Source organism: Mesorhizobium sp. B1-1-8 (genome assembly GCF_006442795.2).
Classification (GTDB): domain Bacteria; phylum Pseudomonadota; class Alphaproteobacteria; order Rhizobiales; family Rhizobiaceae; genus Mesorhizobium.
This window is the reverse complement of sequence record NZ_CP083956.1, coordinates 1090681-1105324: the sequence shown is the minus strand read 5'-3', so window position 1 is coordinate 1105324 and position 14644 is coordinate 1090681. Positions and strand designations below refer to the sequence as shown.

Here is a 14644-nt window from a genome sequence, read left to right as displayed (position 1 = left end):
CCCTGGAACACCCCTCATCCGTCTCGGCGCTGCGCGCCGATCCACCTTCTCCCACAAGGGGAGAAGGAGAGGGCGCTACACCAGCCCTCTTTTAACCATCATCGCCTCAGGCGAAGGCATTTTCCCGCGAAACGCGGTGTAGAGTTCCTCCGGGTCCTTGGAGCCGCCGGCGGCGTAGATGTTTTTGCGCAGGCGCTCCGCCAATTCCGGGTTGAAGGGGTCGCCTGTTTCCTCGAAGGCCGAGAAAGCGTCGGCGTCGAGCACCTCGGACCACATGTAGGAATAATAGCCGGCTGAATAACCGTCGCCGGCAAAGATATGGCCGAAATGCGGGGTGCGGTGGCGCATCGCGATGGTGTCGGGCATATGCAGCTTCTCAAGCGTTTCGGCCTCGTATCGAAGCGGCTCTTGCGGCGCGTCGGGCCGTGCATGATAGGCCATGTCGACCAGCGCCGAGGCGGTGAACTCGACCGTGGCGAAGCCGGCGCCGAAGGTGCGCGCGGCGAGCATCTTGTCGAGCAGCGGCTTCGGCATCGGCTTGCCGGTGTTGACGTGCAGCGCGTGCTTTTTCAGCACCGCCGGCACCGTCAGCCAGTGCTCGTAGAGCTGCGAGGGCAGTTCGACGAAATCGCGGCTGACCGAGGTGCCGGCGACCGACGGCCAGGTGACGTCGGTGAGCATGCCGTGCAGCGCGTGGCCGAACTCATGGAACAGCGTCTTGGCCTCATCGACAGACAGGAGCGCCGCCTCGCCGGCCGGCGGCTTGGCGAAGTTCATGATGTTGTAGATCACCGGCTGCGAGCCGCGGCCGAGCTTGTAGCCGGATTTCAGCGCGCTCATCCAGGCGCCCGAGCGCTTCGACGGGCGGGCGAAATAGTCGGCGAGGAACAGCCCGCGCTCGCTGCCGTCGGCATTCTTGACCACGAAGACCCGTGCGTCGGGATGCCAGGCAGCGATGCCTTTCTTCTCCTCGAAAGTGATGCCGAACAATCGTGTCGCGACATCGAAGCAGGCGTCGATGATGCGTTCGAGCTGCAAATAAGGCTTCAGCTCGGCCTCATCGAAGGCGAATTTCTCGGCGCGCAGTTTCTCCTGGTAGAAGCGCCAGTCCCAGGCGGCGAATTTCTCGTTGCTGCCGGCTTCGGTTGCCAGCCGCTCCAGCTCTTTCCGGTCCGCGGCCGCCTTCTCCAGCGCCTTTTCCCAGACCGGGTCGAGCAGCGCATGCACGTTCTTCGGCGTCTTGGCCATGGTGTCGTCGAGCTTGAGCGCCGCGAAGGAGTCGTAGCCGAGCAGCCTGGCCTTTTCGGCACGCAGCTTCAGCATGTCGCGCACCACTTCCGTGTTGTCGGTGGCGCCGCCGTTCTGGCCGCGCATGATGAAGGCGCGGAAGGCGATCTCGCGCAGGTCGCGGCGCTCGGAAAAGGTCGTGAACGGCTCGTAGATCGAGCGCGACAGCGTCACCGCATAGCGGCCTTTCTGGCCGCGCATTTCGGCCGCCTCGGCCATCGCGCTCTTCAAAAAATCCGGCAGGCCGGCAAGATCGGCCTCGTCGAGGAACAGCGCCCAGTCGCGCTCGTCGGCCAGCACGTTCTGGCCGAATTTGGTGCCGAGCGAGGACAGCTCCTCGTTGATTGCCGCCAGCCGCTTCTTGCCGTCGGCATCGAGCTTCGCGCCGGAGCGGACGAAACCCTTCCAGGTCTTTTCCAGCACGCGCAGCGTCTCGGCATCGAGGTCCAGGCTTTCGCGCCGCTGGTAGAGATCGTCGATGCGGGCAAACAGCCTCTCGTTCATCGAGATGGCCGAGAAATGGCGTGACATTTTCGGTGAGATTTCGCGCTCCAGCACCTGGATATCCTCGTTGGTGTGGGCACCGGCGCGGCACCAGAAGATCGACGAGACGTGGTCGAGCAGCTCGCCGGCGAGTTCGAGCGCGGCCAGCGTATTCTCTATCGTCGGCGCTTCGCCGTTGCCGGCGATCGCTTCGATCTCGGCCTCATGCGCTTTGAGCGCTGCGTCGAAGACCGGGCCGAAATCGCCGTCGCCGATGCGGGTGAAATCCGGCAGGCCGAGCGGCCCTTGCCATTTAGTCAGCGGATGGGCGGCGAGGTCGACGGCATTTGACGATGACATGAGCGATTCCAGTGGGCGGGATGCAGGCAGGCTGCCTCCGATGTAGGGCGATGCCCGGCGCCACGCAACACGGGTAGCCCCGGGATTTGCCTTAGAACATTCAAGGGGTAAGGCGATTCGCCGTTTCAGTGAAACAGTGAAACGCGCAGGTTCATCGCAAACGCTGGAGATTGGCTGAAGTCTTCCGAACCTCGTCATCCACGGGCGGAGCGGGAGCGAAGCGGACGCGGAGACCCGAGGATCCATTCCGTAACCTCAGCCCAAAGGTGCAGCGGAGCAGAATTCTGCACCGTTGCGACGCTCGTATGTCACGGAATGGATCCTCGGGTCTGCGCCGCGTCGCTTCGCTCCTTGCTTCGCCCGTGGATGACGATCGCGATGGGCGTTTCGGCAAATCGCCAAGGCATGCGACCCACCAACGCAAACACTAATAGCCGCTGCAGTCCTGCGCGACCGCCGTCTGGGTGCTGGCCGCGATGCGGCCGCCGACGACCGTAAAAGTTTCGCGCATCAGCATGTCGTTTTCAGGGAAATCGTAGCAGGCAAGCACCGTGGTCGAATCGTTCTCGCTTTTCTCAATGCGGTGGCGGATGGCGGCGCCGGCGACAGCGCGCTGCCATTCGTCGATCGAGGCGATGAATTCCTGCTTGGTCTGGACGACGCCGATGTCGTCGAGTTTCATGCGCACGTCGTCGGCGAGCAGTTCCGAGAATTCGGTGCGGCAGGCGACCAGCAGCGCCGCATACCAGCGGTCGATAACGGCGCTGTTATCGGCGCGGGCCGAGGCGAGCGAGGACAGCAGCATCGCCCCGATAAAAGCCAATGCACGCCAGTGCCGCATTGTCGCCTCCTATGCCGGCTCGGGCCGCTCGAAATCGCCGGTGTCCTTGTTCATCACCCAGAGCTCGCCGGTCGAGATGTCGAACCAGGCACCGTGCAGCGAGAGCCGCCCCTTGCCCTCGAGGATGGAGACGCAGGGGAAGGTCCTGAGATTGGCGATGGAGTAGCGGATCGAGATGCGCTCCAGCGCCGTCTGGCGTTCCGTCGCCGTCATGAAGGTGCTGGACGACACGGTTTCGGCCGCCGGCGCGATCAGGCTCATCCATTTGCCGATGAAGTCGCCGGGCGATAGCGGTGCCGAATTGGTATCGAGCGCGGCGCGGATGCCGCCGCAGCGGCCATGCCCCATCACCACGATGTTTTTCACCTTGAGGCTCTGCACGGCAAATTCAAGCGCGGCCGAGGTCGAGTGGAATTCGCCATCCGGCGCATAGGGCGGCACCAGATTTCCGACATTGCGCAGCACGAACAGTTCGCCCGGGCCGGCGTCGAAGATCGCCTCGGGCGCGGCGCGGGAATCACAGCAGGCGACGATCATTGTCTCCGGCGACTGCCCGTCGCGCGCGAGCGAGCGGTAACGGTCGCTTTCGGTCGGATAGCGGCCGTTCATGAAGTTGCGATAGCCGGCGAGAAGATGTTCGGGGAGATGGGGCATGGGCGGCGTCGGGACCCTTTCCGGGTTGGATGCGGCACGTTTTTCAATCTGGGAGACGCTCTAGCGGCAAAAGCCCGCCGCGAGCAATGCCGAATTGCGGATGGCTCCGTCGCAATCGCGATGCGGCAGGCATGGCTTGACCGGTCCGCTTCACGCCCAGATGGCGACCGGAATGCCGAAACGGTCGGTCAGCGGCGGGTCCGGCGAAGGTCTCGCCTCGCCGCCGGCGATGCGGCCGGCGATCAGCATCATCGCCGCGGCGTCGAGGAAATCGTCGCTGGCGGCACCTTTCGGCGGCGCCCGGTCGAGGAAATCCTTCTCGTAGCCATGCCGGCAGAGCAGCGCCTTGCGTTCTTCCATGCCGGCCGGATTGACGGCGCCCTTGATCTTCTTCGGCAGCGCCATCGCCTTGCCGCCGTTCAGGCGGCAGAAGGCGACTTCCGGATGCGATTCGAAGACGCGGCGGCGCAGTTCGGGCCGCGCGATCAGCAAAGCGTCGATCTCGCGGATCTTGGCGAAGATGCCGAAGGCTTGGATGGAGACGCCGCGCGGCGGGTCGGACGTCGTCATCGCCACCGCGCTTGCCCGGCGGTGCGCCGCATACCAGGCCTCGACGGTGGTGAAGTCGCCGATCTCGGCGTAAAGCGCGGCGCGCGAGGGGATGGCAAAGACGCTCGATTGCCGCGCCCCGAGCAGCGGCCGCACCAGCGCTTCCGGCCCGCGTCCGCCTTTTTGCGAAAACTCCGGCAGGCCGATCGGCATGTCGACGGCGACAATGGCGTCGCCGGGAAGGGAGGCAAGCAGCGCGGCAAAGCTTGCAAAGACAGCGACGCAAGGCGCTGCACCGGGGTCGCGCCGCACCGCGATCCAGCCGGCCTTGCAGCCGTCGACGCCGGCAAGCGCGACGTCGGATTTCACGCCCGGCGATCCCGCCCCGGATGCGTGAGGTGGCGCAGCTGCACCATGGACATCGGATGCGACAGGCTTTGCGCGTCGGTCTCGAGCTGCAACTCGTCGCCGCCGCGCTTGGCGGTGCGCGCCAGGATCTCGTAGACGGCTGCGGTGGTCGATTGCAGCGCCTTGGCCGGCAGCTGGCCGGAGAGGATGCGGGCCAGGTAGACGGCCGCCGTCAGGTCGCCCAGCCCGTTCGGCGGCTTTTCGATCATGCGGTGCTCGGCAAGCAAGGCCTGGCTGCCGTCGAGCAGGAAATTGCCGGTGCCGCCGGCCATCAGCGACGGCGCCGAGGTGACCAGCATGGTCGACGGGCCGGCGTGAAGGGCGGCGGCCGTTACCGACTTGATGTCCGGCAGCGGCGCGCCGGCCATCCATTCGAGCTCATAGCGGTTGGGCGTGGCGATATCGGCGATCGGCATCAGCCTGTCGCGCAGCGCCGCGGCCGTCGACTCGGGCACATAAAGCCCGCCAGAATCGCCCATCACCGGGTCGCAGACATAAAGGGCATTCGGGGTCTTGGCCTTGACCGCGGCGACCAGCGAGGCAACAGCTTCGGCCTGGCCGGCCTCGCCGAGATAGCCCGACAGCACGGCCCGGACCTCGCCCAGCCATGGCGCACGTTCGAGATCGGCCATCAGCGCCTTGAACTGGTCGAGCGGCGGCAGGATGCGGGTGGCGCGGCTGTGGCCCGGATGCCAGGGCAGGATGACGGTGGGCACCGCCCACACCGGGAAGCCCAGCGTCTCCAGCGCAAAGACCGCGGCGCGGTTGCCGACCGAGCCGCGCGCGACATGGCTGGAGATGACGATGACCGCGCGCGGCGCGTCGGCTTTTTCTGCATTCATGGAATTTTTGTCCTAGCTGCCACGCGAGGCGACATACACCAGCCAGGCCAACAACCCAATGGCGGCGATGAGGCCGAGTGTCCGGCCGATGCGGGTGCCCCAAATTTCGATCGGATCGGAGCGGTCGGCGTCCGCGGCGCTCACATGGTCGCGCGCGCCCCTGGCCGCCCGCGCGATAAACGATGCGCTGCCCGGCGTCGTCTCGCGCGACACGCGTTCGAGGATGCGGCGCGATTCGGTCTCGTCGTCCCGGCCGTCGGCCATGGCAATTGTCCTTTCCCGCCGAGAGCTTAGCCGGTTCGCGCAGCCATTCACAGAGGCCGCGGTCCAGACATTTTCTTGCGCGCTGATTGTGGTAATGCTTCGCGAGCAATTTCTGTCGAGGGACCCCATCATGTTTGCCCAGCGCCTCTCCCTGCCCTCCACCTTCCGCACCCTGCCTGTCTTTCTGATGATGGCATTCGTGCTGCCGCTGCTCGCCGGCTGCGGCTACAACACCATCCCGACGGCGGAGGAGAACGCCAGGGCGGCATGGAGCGAGGTGCTCAACCAGTACCAGCGCCGCTCAGACCTGATCCCGAACCTGGTCGAGACCGTCAAGGGTTATGCATCGCATGAGAAAGACACGCTCGATGCGGTCGTCCAGGCGCGCGCCAAGGCCACGCAGATCACGGTGACGCCGGAGACGCTGAAGGATCCGGACGCCTTGAAGAAATTCCAGGACGCCCAGGCCGGGCTGACGGGCGCGCTGTCGCGGCTGATCGCGGTGTCGGAAGCCTATCCCGACCTCAAGGCCAACCAGAACTTCCTGGCGCTGCAGGCGCAGCTCGAAGGCACCGAGAACCGCATCGCGGTGGCGCGCCGCGACTACATCCAGGCGGTCAGGGATTACAATCTGACGCTGAAAACCTTCCCGTCGGTGCTGTGGGCGACGTTCTGGTTCCGCGGCAACGAGCCGTTCGCCAACTTCACAGTCGAGGAAGACAAGATGCAGGTGCCGAAGGTGAATTTTGGGACGAGCGCGAAGCAGGGCGGGTGAGCGGCTAGGCTGAATTTCCTTGAGACTGTCAGCGTTGAGTTCCTTCGCGCCCCCCTCTGTCCTGCCGGACATCTCCCCCACAAGGGGGGAGATTGGATGTCGCGTTCGCCTTCGCCATTCTCCAACGTCTGAAAGAGAGAGCCGGCGGTCGAGCTGCCAATCTCCCCCCAAGTGGGGGAGATGTCCGGCAGGACAGAGGGGGGCGCCTCGCGCCTACCTCGCCCTTCTGGCCGTTCTTGCCAGCCTACTTTTCCTGCCCCTCGCCGCCCTCGCCGCCGACCTGCCCGCTCTCACCGGTCGCGTCGTCGACAATGCCGGCATCATCGATGCCTCGACCAAAGCGGCGCTGACGCAGAAGCTCGCCGCCTTCGAGGCAAAAGGCTCCGACCAGATCGTCGTCGCCACCATCCCCAGCCTCGGCGGCGAGGAGATCGAGCCTTACGCCAACCGGCTGTACCGTTTCTGGAAGCTCGGCCAGGCCAAGGAAAACAACGGCGTGCTGCTGCTGGTCGCGCCGAACGACCGCAAGATGCGCATCGAGGTCGGCTATGGGCTGGAAGGCACGCTGACCGACCTGCACAGCAAGCTGATCATCGAAAACGACATGGTGCCGGCCTTCCGCGCCGGCGACTTCTCCGGCGGCATCAGCAAGGCCGTCGACGACATGATCATGGTGCTTAACGGCAATCCGGAAGAGCTGGAGGCGCGCGGCAAGCGCAACCAGCAGGCGCCGTTCAACTCCGATAATCTGTTCTTCGCCGTCTTCATCACCATCTGGGCGCTGATCTTCTTCGGCAGCATCGCGCTGACGGTGCTGCCGCCGATCTTCGGCCAGAAGATCGGTCCCGGCCGCTACCGCTGGCTCGGCATGACGTTCGAGCCGGGCCGCCGGTCTTCCGGCGGGTGGTCTTCCGGCGGTGGCGGCTGGTCGTCGGGCGGCGGCGGCTGGTCTTCCGGAGGGGGCGGCGGCGGATTTTCCGGCGGCGGCGGCTCGTCGGGCGGCGGCGGCTCTTCGGGAAGCTGGTGAGGAACATGGCAACGCGACCGATCAGCCCGCAGGATCACGACCGAATCGCCGAGGCGATCCGCGCCGCCGAGGCGACGACCGACGGTGAGATCTATTGCGTGGTCGCGCATGCCAGCGACGGCTATTTCTTTCCCGCCGCGTTCCTGGCGACGCTCGGCGTGTTCGTCGCCAGCCTCGCCGTCGCCTATGGGCTGGAGGCCTTGTGGCTGACCATCCGCCTGCCGCATTTCGTGCTGGCGCAATTGCTTGCGATGGCGGCGGTGGTGCTCGCTTTACTTTGGCTGCGGCCCGCCCTGCGCATTCATCTGGTGCCAAGGCGGCTGCGCTATCAGGCCGCGCACATCAATGCGATGAAGCAGTTCCTTGCCCGCAACGTGCATCGCACCCAGGCGCGCACCGGCGTCTTGATCTTCGTCTCCATCGCCGAGCGCTATGCCGAGGTGGTCGCCGACGCCGGCATCGACGTCAAGGTCGGCCAGCATGTCTGGGACAGCGTGGTGCGCGACCTCACCCAACATGCCGGCGACGACCGCCTCGCCGACGGCTTCGTCAAGGCGATCGAATCGGTCGGCGCGGTGCTGGCCGGGCATTTTCCGGTCACCGCCGGCGACACCAACGAGCTGGACGACCACCTCGTTGAGATCTGAAAAAGCCAACCGTTAAACCCGCTCTGTGCCAACAAGTGCGGTGTCTTCGCCTGTGCGAAAGCGCGGATGCGACGGCACGGACTCTTTGCAAGCGGCTGACGCGGGTCTATGGTTAACCAATCATGAACACGCTGACGATCGACATCAGGAAAGCCGAGCCACGCGATGCAAGCGCCATCGCCGAGGTGCATCAGGAGGCCTGGCGCGGCGCCTATTCCGGCATCATTCCGCACCGCACGCTGATCTCGATGATCAACCGCCGCGGTCCCGACTGGTGGGCGAACGCGATTCGCCGCGCGGCGACGGTGCTGGTGGTCGAGATCGGCGGCACGATCGCCGGCTATGCCACGATCGGCAAGAACCGCGCCCGCGAGCTCAGGCAGCAGGGCGAAATCTACGAGCTTTACCTGCGGCCGGAATATCAGGGCATCGGGCTCGGCAGCCGGCTGTTCAAGGCGGCCCGCGCGCGGCTTGCCAATCACGGCCTGAAAGGCATGGTGGTGTGGGCGCTGGAGGACAACCAGAACGCGCTCGCCTTCTATGCCGGCGCCGGCGGCCGCGATGTCGCCGAGGGCGTCGAGGTGTTCGAGCAGAAAGCGCTGAAGAAGGTCGCCTTCGTCTGGGAATGACCGCTCGTCACCGGCCTTGATGGTCAATTCAGCCCATTAGCCGCATTGCACCATAACGCATCCCCCGCTATCGATCACAAGATCGAGAGAGGGATTTGAGCCATGCGCATCGAAGCCGTACCCACCGGAAAGAACCCGCCCGAGGACGTCAACGTCATCATCGAGGTGCCGATCGGCGGCGAGCCGATCAAGTACGAGATGGACAAGGAGGCCGGCACGCTGTTCGTCGACCGCTTCCTGCACACCTCGATGCGCTATCCCGGCAATTACGGCTTCGTTCCGCATACGCTGTCGGGCGACGGCGACCCGATCGACGTGCTGGTCTGCAACACGCGCGCGCTGGTGCCGGGCTGCGTCATCAATGTGCGGCCGATCGGTGTGCTGATCATGGAAGACAATGCCGGCCAGGACGAGAAAGTGATCGCGGTGCCGTCGCCCAAGCTGACGCTGCGCTACGAGAACGTCACCGAATACACCCACCTGCCCGACATCACGCGCCAGCAGGTGCAGCACTTCTTCGAGCACTACAAGGACCTCGAGCCCGGCAAATGGGTCAAGATCGAGGGCTGGCACGATTCCAAATATGCCAAGAAAATGATCGTCGAGGCGATCGAGCGCGCGAAGGTCAGCAAGTAGGTCGCGAGCGGCCATCTCCTGCTTCGTCATCCTAGGGCGGAGCAGGAGCGAAGCGACGCGGAGACCCTAGGATCCATTCCGTTACTTCCGAGAGCCACTGCGGTGCAGAATTCTCTTGCAGCACCGCAAAGGCTCGCCGTTCTGGACCGTTGGGTTCTTCCATCTCCGTCACGGCATGGATCCTCGGGTCAAGCCCGAGGATGACGAAGGCGCGTGGTGATCGGAGCCAGGTATACGAATCGTTGGCGAGCAAAACACACGTTCCGCTCAGTTATCCACCCGGCCAAAATCTGGCACCTTGCCGATCACTTTGCGCTTGTCCTTGCCGCAGGCGAAAGTCTTCGCCTTCTCGTTGGCGAGCTTGCGCGCCTGGTCGTTGGCCTGAGCGTTGCCGGTGGCGAGCACCAGGCCGACGGTGCAGCCTTCGTGCTGTTCCGGCTGCGCCACCTTGGCGACGACGAGCACCTCGGTCGGCTTGTTCTCGTCATCGGGATTGCTCACCGAGCGGCGATGAATGACGGCGAAGGGGATGGCCTTGTCGCCATTGGTTTCGATGCGCCATTCGACCCTCGGACCCGCGGTGTTGAGGCCGGAGAAACTCTCCCAGACGGCGGTCATGTCGTCGGAGGGAAAGCCGTAATAGACGGATTCGCGCGCATCGTCGTAGCCGATCAGCACTGGATAGCCCCGATAGCCGGAGCAGGCGAGATTGGCCCAGTCACCTTCGCCTTCTTGCGCCTGCGCGTAGGTTACGCAGTCCTTCTTCCAGTCGAGATCGGTGTAGGCGCTGGAAATATCGCCGGCATGGGCTTCATGGCAGAGCCCGGCGAGGGCAAGCGGGATCAGAACGGCACGCATGACGAGTACATCCCTGTTTGCCCGATTTCGCTATCGCGCTCTCAGCCTCGCAAAAAAATACAGGGCGTACAACGTGGAAAACAAAGCGGATGCGGTGAACGTTTGGTCGTTCATCCAACAGATTGCGAGCAGTGATACAAAGACCGCGAACAGGACTACGGGAACAAAAATACTCAGATATAAAAAGACCAAAGCGACCGTGCATGTTGACGCGGTCAGAATGCTTGCTGTTGGGCTGATGCCATGTGCCTTGGCGATGAAGTACATCCCAACCGACGAGATCAGAAACAGGAAAAGCACTCTGCGCAGCACGGCCTCTTTGACGGTGTACTCATTCAGGTCGAGAACTGTGAAAACGTCTCTCTTTTCCTGCTCGCTGATAAACCCTTGGTATCCCTGCCTCATATAGTGGATCAGGAACATCTTTTGGAGGTCGTCCGAGAGCGTGCGAGCAAAGTTCAAATCGTTACCGTCAATTTGCAATAGTTACAGGCACGACCGTAGTAATGCTTGTTGCTGGAGTGGATTACAAGGTCTATTTCTTCAAGCTGGCTTCTATCAGCAGGTCAGCATTGCGGGCCACCGACGCCGCCGGTCCGCCGGCGCCGAACAGCTGGCCGCTGATATAGGCGCCTTCGATAAGCAGCAGCAGCCCATCGCCGAGCGTGTCGGCGTCGGACGCCCCCATCGCCTTGGCCATCGCGCGCAGGCGGCGCCGGAGTTCCTGCTTGTTGTTCTCGCTGACGATGCGCGCCGGATGCCCGTGCTCGGGATATTCGACCGCGGCATTGGTCATGCCGCAGCCGCGGTAGTCCGGCTTCTGCGTGCGTTTGCCGACACGGGTGAGGAAAGCGATGATCTGCGCGCGCGGATCGCCGGGGTGTGCCTCGACCGCTTCGTCGAAGCGCTCCCAGAATTCGAGGTCGTATTTGCGCAGATAGGAGGCGGCGAGTTCGTCCTTGGACGGGAAGCTGCGATAAAGGCTCGGCTTGGTTACGCCGGCGCGCCTGACGATCTCGTCGACGCCGATCGCCCTGATGCCTTCGCGATAAAAAAGGTCAAACGCCACATCGAGGATCTTGTCGGCGGCCTTGGGCACTGCCGCGGCACGCGGCTCGCTGATCGACGCTTCAATTTTATTGTCGGATGACATGCAACAACTCGCTTGACAATGTTACTGACCGGTACGTATGTATGGCCTCATCCAATTGCAACGTACCGGTCAGTAACATGATAGCTCAGTCCCGCCCGTTTGGCCAGCGCTACGCCTTCGTCGTCGTTGCCGTCATTTTCTTCTGCCTGCTGGTCGCAGCCGGGCTTCGCTCCGCCCCCTCGGTGATGATGGTGCCGCTGGAGGATAGCTTCGGCTGGCATCGTGACGTGACGTCCTGGGCCGCGAGCATCGGCATCCTGCTCTACGGTCTGACAGGGCCGTTCGCGGCAGCGCTGATGGAGCGCATCGGCCTGCGCCGCACGCTGCTCGGCGCGCTGCTGGTGATGTCGGGATCGACCGCGCTCAGCCTGTTGATGACCGAGCCCTGGCATCTGTTCATCACCTGGGGCGTCTTTTCCGGCATCGGCTCCGGCGCGGTGGCGAGCGTGCTCGGCGCCACAATCGTCAACCGTTGGTTCAAGACCAATCGCGGCCTGATGATGGGCCTGATGTCGGCCTCCAGCGCCACCGGCATGCTGGTGTTCCTGCCGGTGATCGCTGCGCTGGCGCAGAGCGGCGGCTGGAAGCCGGTGGCGATCGCCGTCGCCGTCGCCACCGCTGCTTTGGTGCCCTTCGTCTATCTGCTGGTACCCGAGCGGCCGGCCTCGATCGGACAGGTGCGCTACGGCGCCGATGTCGACGACGTGCCGCCTGTGTCGCCTGCCTCGCAGGGCAATTTCCTGGCCCATACGCTGAACACGCTGCGCCGTGCCGCCGGCACAAGGGTGTTCTGGTATCTGTTCGCCACCTTCTTCATCTGCGGCTTCACCACCAACGGCCTGGTCGGCACGCATCTGATCTCGTTTTGCGGCGACATGGGCATCGGCGAGGTGCAGGCAGCCGGCCTGTTGTCGATGATGGGCATTTTCGACCTGATCGGCACGACGCTGTCGGGCTGGCTCACCGACCGCTTCGATCCGCGCAAGCTGCTCGGCGTCTATTACGGCATTCGCGGCCTGTCGTTGATCTATCTGCCCTATTCCGGCTTCTCGGCGACGAGCCTGATCATCTTCGCCGTGCTCTACGGCCTCGACTGGATCGCCACCGTGCCGCCGACTCTGCGGCTTGCCAACGAGGCCTTCGGCGACCGCAGCGGGCCGATCGTCTTCGGCTGGATTGTCGCCGGCCATCAGGTCGGCGCGGCGGCAGCCGCGGCCTTCGGCGGCACCATGCGCGAGTTGCAGGGCAATTACGAGCTGGCGTTCCTGATCGCCGGCATGACGGGCATTGCCGCGGCCTGTATCTCGCTGCTGATCAACACCAGCAGGCCGGCTTTCGATCCGGAGCCGCAGACGGCTTGAGGCGCCGATCTCCCCCCCTCGAGGGGAGATGGCCGCGAAGCGGCCAGAGGGGGTCGGTCCGACCGGGCTCGACCTTTACGGCGGATGAAGGACGAAGGACGAGGTTGGCGCTCCATGCGAGGCGACCCCCTCTGTCGCCTTCGGCGACATCTCCCCCTCGAGGGGGGAGATTCCCAGGCTGTCCACTGTTATCAAAACTTCATGGTTCCGAAATGTACCTGAAACATTGACGCCAGACTTTGGCGGCGACGTTCAAAGCCATTCAGGAGAAAGCCATGAACAAGCTCTCATTGACCCGCCGCGCCTTTGTCACTTCCGCAAGTGCTGCCGGTCTCCTCGGCGCCTCCGGTCTGGCGTTGCCCTATTACTCTCGCGCCAGCCAGCGGCCGGTCTTTACCCACGGCGTCCAGTCCGGCGACGTGGATGCCACCTCCGGCATGGTGTGGACGCGCACGGACCGTCCGGCGCGGGTGATGTATGAAGTGTCGACGACGGAGAGCTTCGCCGACGCGACCAGGCTTGCGCCGCTCGATACCTCGCCGGCCAGCGACTATACCGTCAAGCGCCTGCTCACCGACCTCGCTTCCGATCAGGACATCTTCTACCGCATGACGGCGGCTGATCTGTCCGACATCAACGCCGTCTCCGAGCCGATCGTCGGCCGCTTCCGCACCGCGCCGTCATCCAAGCGCGACGTGCGCTTCGCCTGGTCGGGCGACACTGCCGGCCAGGGCTGGGGCATCGACGAGACCGGCATGAAGACCTATTCGACGATCGCCAAGCATACGCCCGATTTCTTCCTGCATTCGGGCGACACCATATATGCCGACGGCGCGATGAAGGACGAGGTCGACCTGCCCGGCGGCGGCAAGTGGAAGAACGTCGTTCTCATCGACGGCAAGCGCAAGGTGGCCGAGACGCTGGACGAATACCGCGACCAGTGGAAGTACAACATGATGGACAAGAACGTGCTGGAGCTCAGCGCCATCTGCCCGACCTTCTACCAGTGGGACGATCACGAGGTGCTGAACAACTGGTCGGATTCGAAGAATCTCACCGCCGACGATCGCTACAAGGAAAAATCCATCCATGTGCTGGCGGCCCGCGCGGCGCGCGCCTTCCACGAGATGACGACCATCCGCTACGAGCCGTCGGAGCCGGGCCGCGTCTACCGCAAGATCTCGCATGGGCCGCTGCTCGACGTGTTCTTCCTCGACATGCGTTCCTACCGTGGCCCGAACGGCCCCGACCTGGAAGAGACCCTGACGCCGAAGTCGCGTATGATCGGCGAGGAGCAGAGCAAGTGGCTGAAGCGGGAACTGGCAAACTCCAAGGCGACCTGGAAGATTATCGCCGCCGACATGCCGCTTAGCCTGGTCGTCTGGGACGATGCGGCAAAGAAGGTTGGCTTCGAAGCCGTCAGCAATCATGACAATGGCGCTCCGAAGGGCCGCGAGTTGGAATTCGCCGACGTGCTGCGCTTCATCAAGAATGCCGGCGTCACCAACACGGTCTGGCTCACCGCCGATGTGCACTACACGGCGGCGCATTACTACAATCCCGACAAGGCGCAGTTCCAGGACTTCAACCCGTTCTGGGAGTTCGTCTCCGGCCCGATTCATGCCGGCACGTTCGGCCCGAACGAGCTCGACATGACCTTCGGCCCGGAGCTGAAGTTCATCAAGGCGCCGACCGCCGAACAGGGCCAAAACCTGCCGCCGTCAGCCGGGCTGCAGTTCTTCGGCCTGGTCGACATTTCCGGCACCACGGAACAGCTGACCGTGCGGCTGATGGATCGCGACGACAACGAACTTTACAAGGTAACGCTCGACCCGGTGCGGTCGGCTTAAATTATGATTGCTGGCGGGAC

The 14644-nt window shown here is 64.0% G+C and carries 16 protein-coding genes; 7 read left to right on the top strand and 9 right to left on the bottom strand.

The window, feature by feature from the left end; genetic code table 11:
• Positions 1-75 precede the first annotated feature (75 nt).
• From FJ974_RS05400 to FJ974_RS05375, 6 genes are all read right to left on the bottom strand, one after another.
• Positions 76-2130, bottom strand: a complete 2055-nt coding sequence (locus tag FJ974_RS05400) for a M3 family metallopeptidase (protein ID WP_140538282.1) — start codon at positions 2128-2130, stop codon at positions 76-78.
• A 427-nt stretch (positions 2131-2557) separates the two neighbouring features.
• Positions 2558-2971 (bottom strand): nuclear transport factor 2 family protein, encoded by a 414-nt coding sequence (locus FJ974_RS05395; RefSeq protein WP_140538283.1) that lies wholly within the window; start codon positions 2969-2971, stop codon positions 2558-2560.
• A gap of 9 nt (positions 2972-2980) precedes the next feature.
• On the bottom strand, positions 2981-3625 hold the full coding sequence (locus FJ974_RS05390) for a carbonic anhydrase (RefSeq protein ID WP_140538284.1): 645 nt from the start codon (positions 3623-3625) through the stop codon (positions 2981-2983).
• A gap of 150 nt (positions 3626-3775) precedes the next feature.
• Positions 3776-4543: a DUF429 domain-containing protein gene (locus FJ974_RS05385; protein ID WP_140538285.1), complete on the bottom strand. Its 768-nt coding sequence runs from the start codon at positions 4541-4543 to the stop codon at positions 3776-3778.
• Positions 4540-5424 carry a pyridoxal kinase PdxY gene (pdxY, locus tag FJ974_RS05380; protein WP_140538286.1) on the bottom strand — a complete coding sequence of 295 codons (885 nt, stop codon included), beginning with the start codon at positions 5422-5424 and terminating at the stop codon, positions 4540-4542. The genes FJ974_RS05385 and pdxY overlap by 4 nt, the downstream gene beginning before the upstream one ends.
• A 12-nt stretch (positions 5425-5436) precedes the next feature.
• On the bottom strand, positions 5437-5688 hold the full coding sequence (locus tag FJ974_RS05375; RefSeq protein ID WP_140538287.1) for a hypothetical protein: 252 nt from the start codon (positions 5686-5688) through the stop codon (positions 5437-5439).
• Between the two features lie 130 nt (positions 5689-5818).
• Between FJ974_RS05375 and FJ974_RS05370 the strand changes: the two genes are divergently transcribed.
• The 5 genes from FJ974_RS05370 (at position 5819) to ppa (ending at position 9402) form a co-directional block, all read left to right on the top strand.
• Positions 5819-6463: a LemA family protein gene (locus FJ974_RS05370; RefSeq protein WP_140538288.1), complete on the top strand. Its 645-nt coding sequence runs from the start codon at positions 5819-5821 to the stop codon at positions 6461-6463.
• A gap of 226 nt (positions 6464-6689) precedes the next feature.
• Positions 6690-7490 (top strand): TPM domain-containing protein, encoded by an 801-nt coding sequence (locus FJ974_RS05365; protein WP_181177290.1) that lies wholly within the window; start codon positions 6690-6692, stop codon positions 7488-7490.
• A 5-nt stretch (positions 7491-7495) separates the two neighbouring features.
• Positions 7496-8137, top strand: a complete 642-nt coding sequence (locus tag FJ974_RS05360; RefSeq protein ID WP_140538289.1) for a TPM domain-containing protein — start codon at positions 7496-7498, stop codon at positions 8135-8137.
• Positions 8138-8259: 122 nt separating this feature from the next.
• On the top strand, positions 8260-8766 hold the full coding sequence (locus tag FJ974_RS05355; RefSeq protein WP_140538290.1) for a GNAT family N-acetyltransferase: 507 nt from the start codon (positions 8260-8262) through the stop codon (positions 8764-8766).
• Positions 8767-8868: 102 nt separating this feature from the next.
• Positions 8869-9402 carry an inorganic diphosphatase gene (gene ppa, locus FJ974_RS05350; RefSeq protein WP_140538291.1) on the top strand — a complete coding sequence of 178 codons (534 nt, stop codon included), beginning with the start codon at positions 8869-8871 and terminating at the stop codon, positions 9400-9402.
• Between the two features lie 267 nt (positions 9403-9669).
• On the opposite strand, the gene FJ974_RS05345 is transcribed toward ppa, so the two are convergent.
• The 3 genes from FJ974_RS05345 to FJ974_RS05335 form a co-directional block, all read right to left on the bottom strand.
• On the bottom strand, positions 9670-10260 hold the full coding sequence (locus FJ974_RS05345) for a hypothetical protein (RefSeq protein ID WP_140538292.1): 591 nt from the start codon (positions 10258-10260) through the stop codon (positions 9670-9672).
• Between the two features lie 30 nt (positions 10261-10290).
• Positions 10291-10683, bottom strand: coding sequence for a hypothetical protein (locus FJ974_RS05340; RefSeq protein ID WP_140538293.1), 393 nt, complete (start codon positions 10681-10683; stop codon positions 10291-10293).
• A gap of 112 nt (positions 10684-10795) precedes the next feature.
• Positions 10796-11413 (bottom strand): TetR/AcrR family transcriptional regulator, encoded by a 618-nt coding sequence (locus tag FJ974_RS05335; protein ID WP_140538294.1) that lies wholly within the window; start codon positions 11411-11413, stop codon positions 10796-10798.
• Positions 11414-11490: 77 nt separating this feature from the next.
• On the opposite strand from FJ974_RS05335, the gene FJ974_RS05330 reads away from it, so the two are divergent.
• Both FJ974_RS05330 and FJ974_RS05325 read left to right on the top strand, forming a co-directional pair.
• A complete protein-coding gene (locus FJ974_RS05330; RefSeq protein ID WP_140538295.1) occupies positions 11491-12774 on the top strand; it encodes an MFS transporter in 1284 nt (427 codons plus the stop codon).
• Between the two features lie 275 nt (positions 12775-13049).
• On the top strand, positions 13050-14624 hold the full coding sequence (locus FJ974_RS05325; protein ID WP_140538296.1) for an alkaline phosphatase D family protein: 1575 nt from the start codon (positions 13050-13052) through the stop codon (positions 14622-14624).
• Positions 14625-14644 lie beyond the last annotated feature (20 nt).

Excerpts from the sequence above, each read along its gene's own strand:
- FJ974_RS05395 (WP_140538283.1), bottom strand. The coding sequence starts at position 2,971 with ATGCGGCACTGGCGTGCATTGGCTTTTATCGGGGCGATGCTGCTGTCC.
- FJ974_RS05370 (WP_140538288.1), top strand. The coding sequence starts at position 5,819 with ATGTTTGCCCAGCGCCTCTCCCTGCCCTCCACCTTCCGCACCCTGCCT.
- FJ974_RS05340 (WP_140538293.1), bottom strand. The coding sequence starts at position 10,683 with ATGTTCCTGATCCACTATATGAGGCAGGGATACCAAGGGTTTATCAGC.
- pdxY (WP_140538286.1), bottom strand. The coding sequence starts at position 5,424 with ATGAATGCAGAAAAAGCCGACGCGCCGCGCGCGGTCATCGTCATCTCC.
- FJ974_RS05345 (WP_140538292.1), bottom strand. The coding sequence starts at position 10,260 with ATGCGTGCCGTTCTGATCCCGCTTGCCCTCGCCGGGCTCTGCCATGAA.
- FJ974_RS05390 (WP_140538284.1), bottom strand. The coding sequence starts at position 3,625 with ATGCCCCATCTCCCCGAACATCTTCTCGCCGGCTATCGCAACTTCATG.
- ppa (WP_140538291.1), top strand. The coding sequence starts at position 8,869 with ATGCGCATCGAAGCCGTACCCACCGGAAAGAACCCGCCCGAGGACGTC.
- FJ974_RS05360 (WP_140538289.1), top strand. The coding sequence starts at position 7,496 with ATGGCAACGCGACCGATCAGCCCGCAGGATCACGACCGAATCGCCGAG.
- FJ974_RS05325 (WP_140538296.1), top strand. The coding sequence starts at position 13,050 with ATGAACAAGCTCTCATTGACCCGCCGCGCCTTTGTCACTTCCGCAAGT.
- FJ974_RS05375 (WP_140538287.1), bottom strand. The coding sequence starts at position 5,688 with ATGGCCGACGGCCGGGACGACGAGACCGAATCGCGCCGCATCCTCGAA.
- FJ974_RS05400 (WP_140538282.1), bottom strand. The coding sequence starts at position 2,130 with ATGTCATCGTCAAATGCCGTCGACCTCGCCGCCCATCCGCTGACTAAA.
- FJ974_RS05330 (WP_140538295.1), top strand. The coding sequence starts at position 11,491 with ATGATAGCTCAGTCCCGCCCGTTTGGCCAGCGCTACGCCTTCGTCGTC.
- FJ974_RS05355 (WP_140538290.1), top strand. The coding sequence starts at position 8,260 with ATGAACACGCTGACGATCGACATCAGGAAAGCCGAGCCACGCGATGCA.
- FJ974_RS05335 (WP_140538294.1), bottom strand. The coding sequence starts at position 11,413 with ATGTCATCCGACAATAAAATTGAAGCGTCGATCAGCGAGCCGCGTGCC.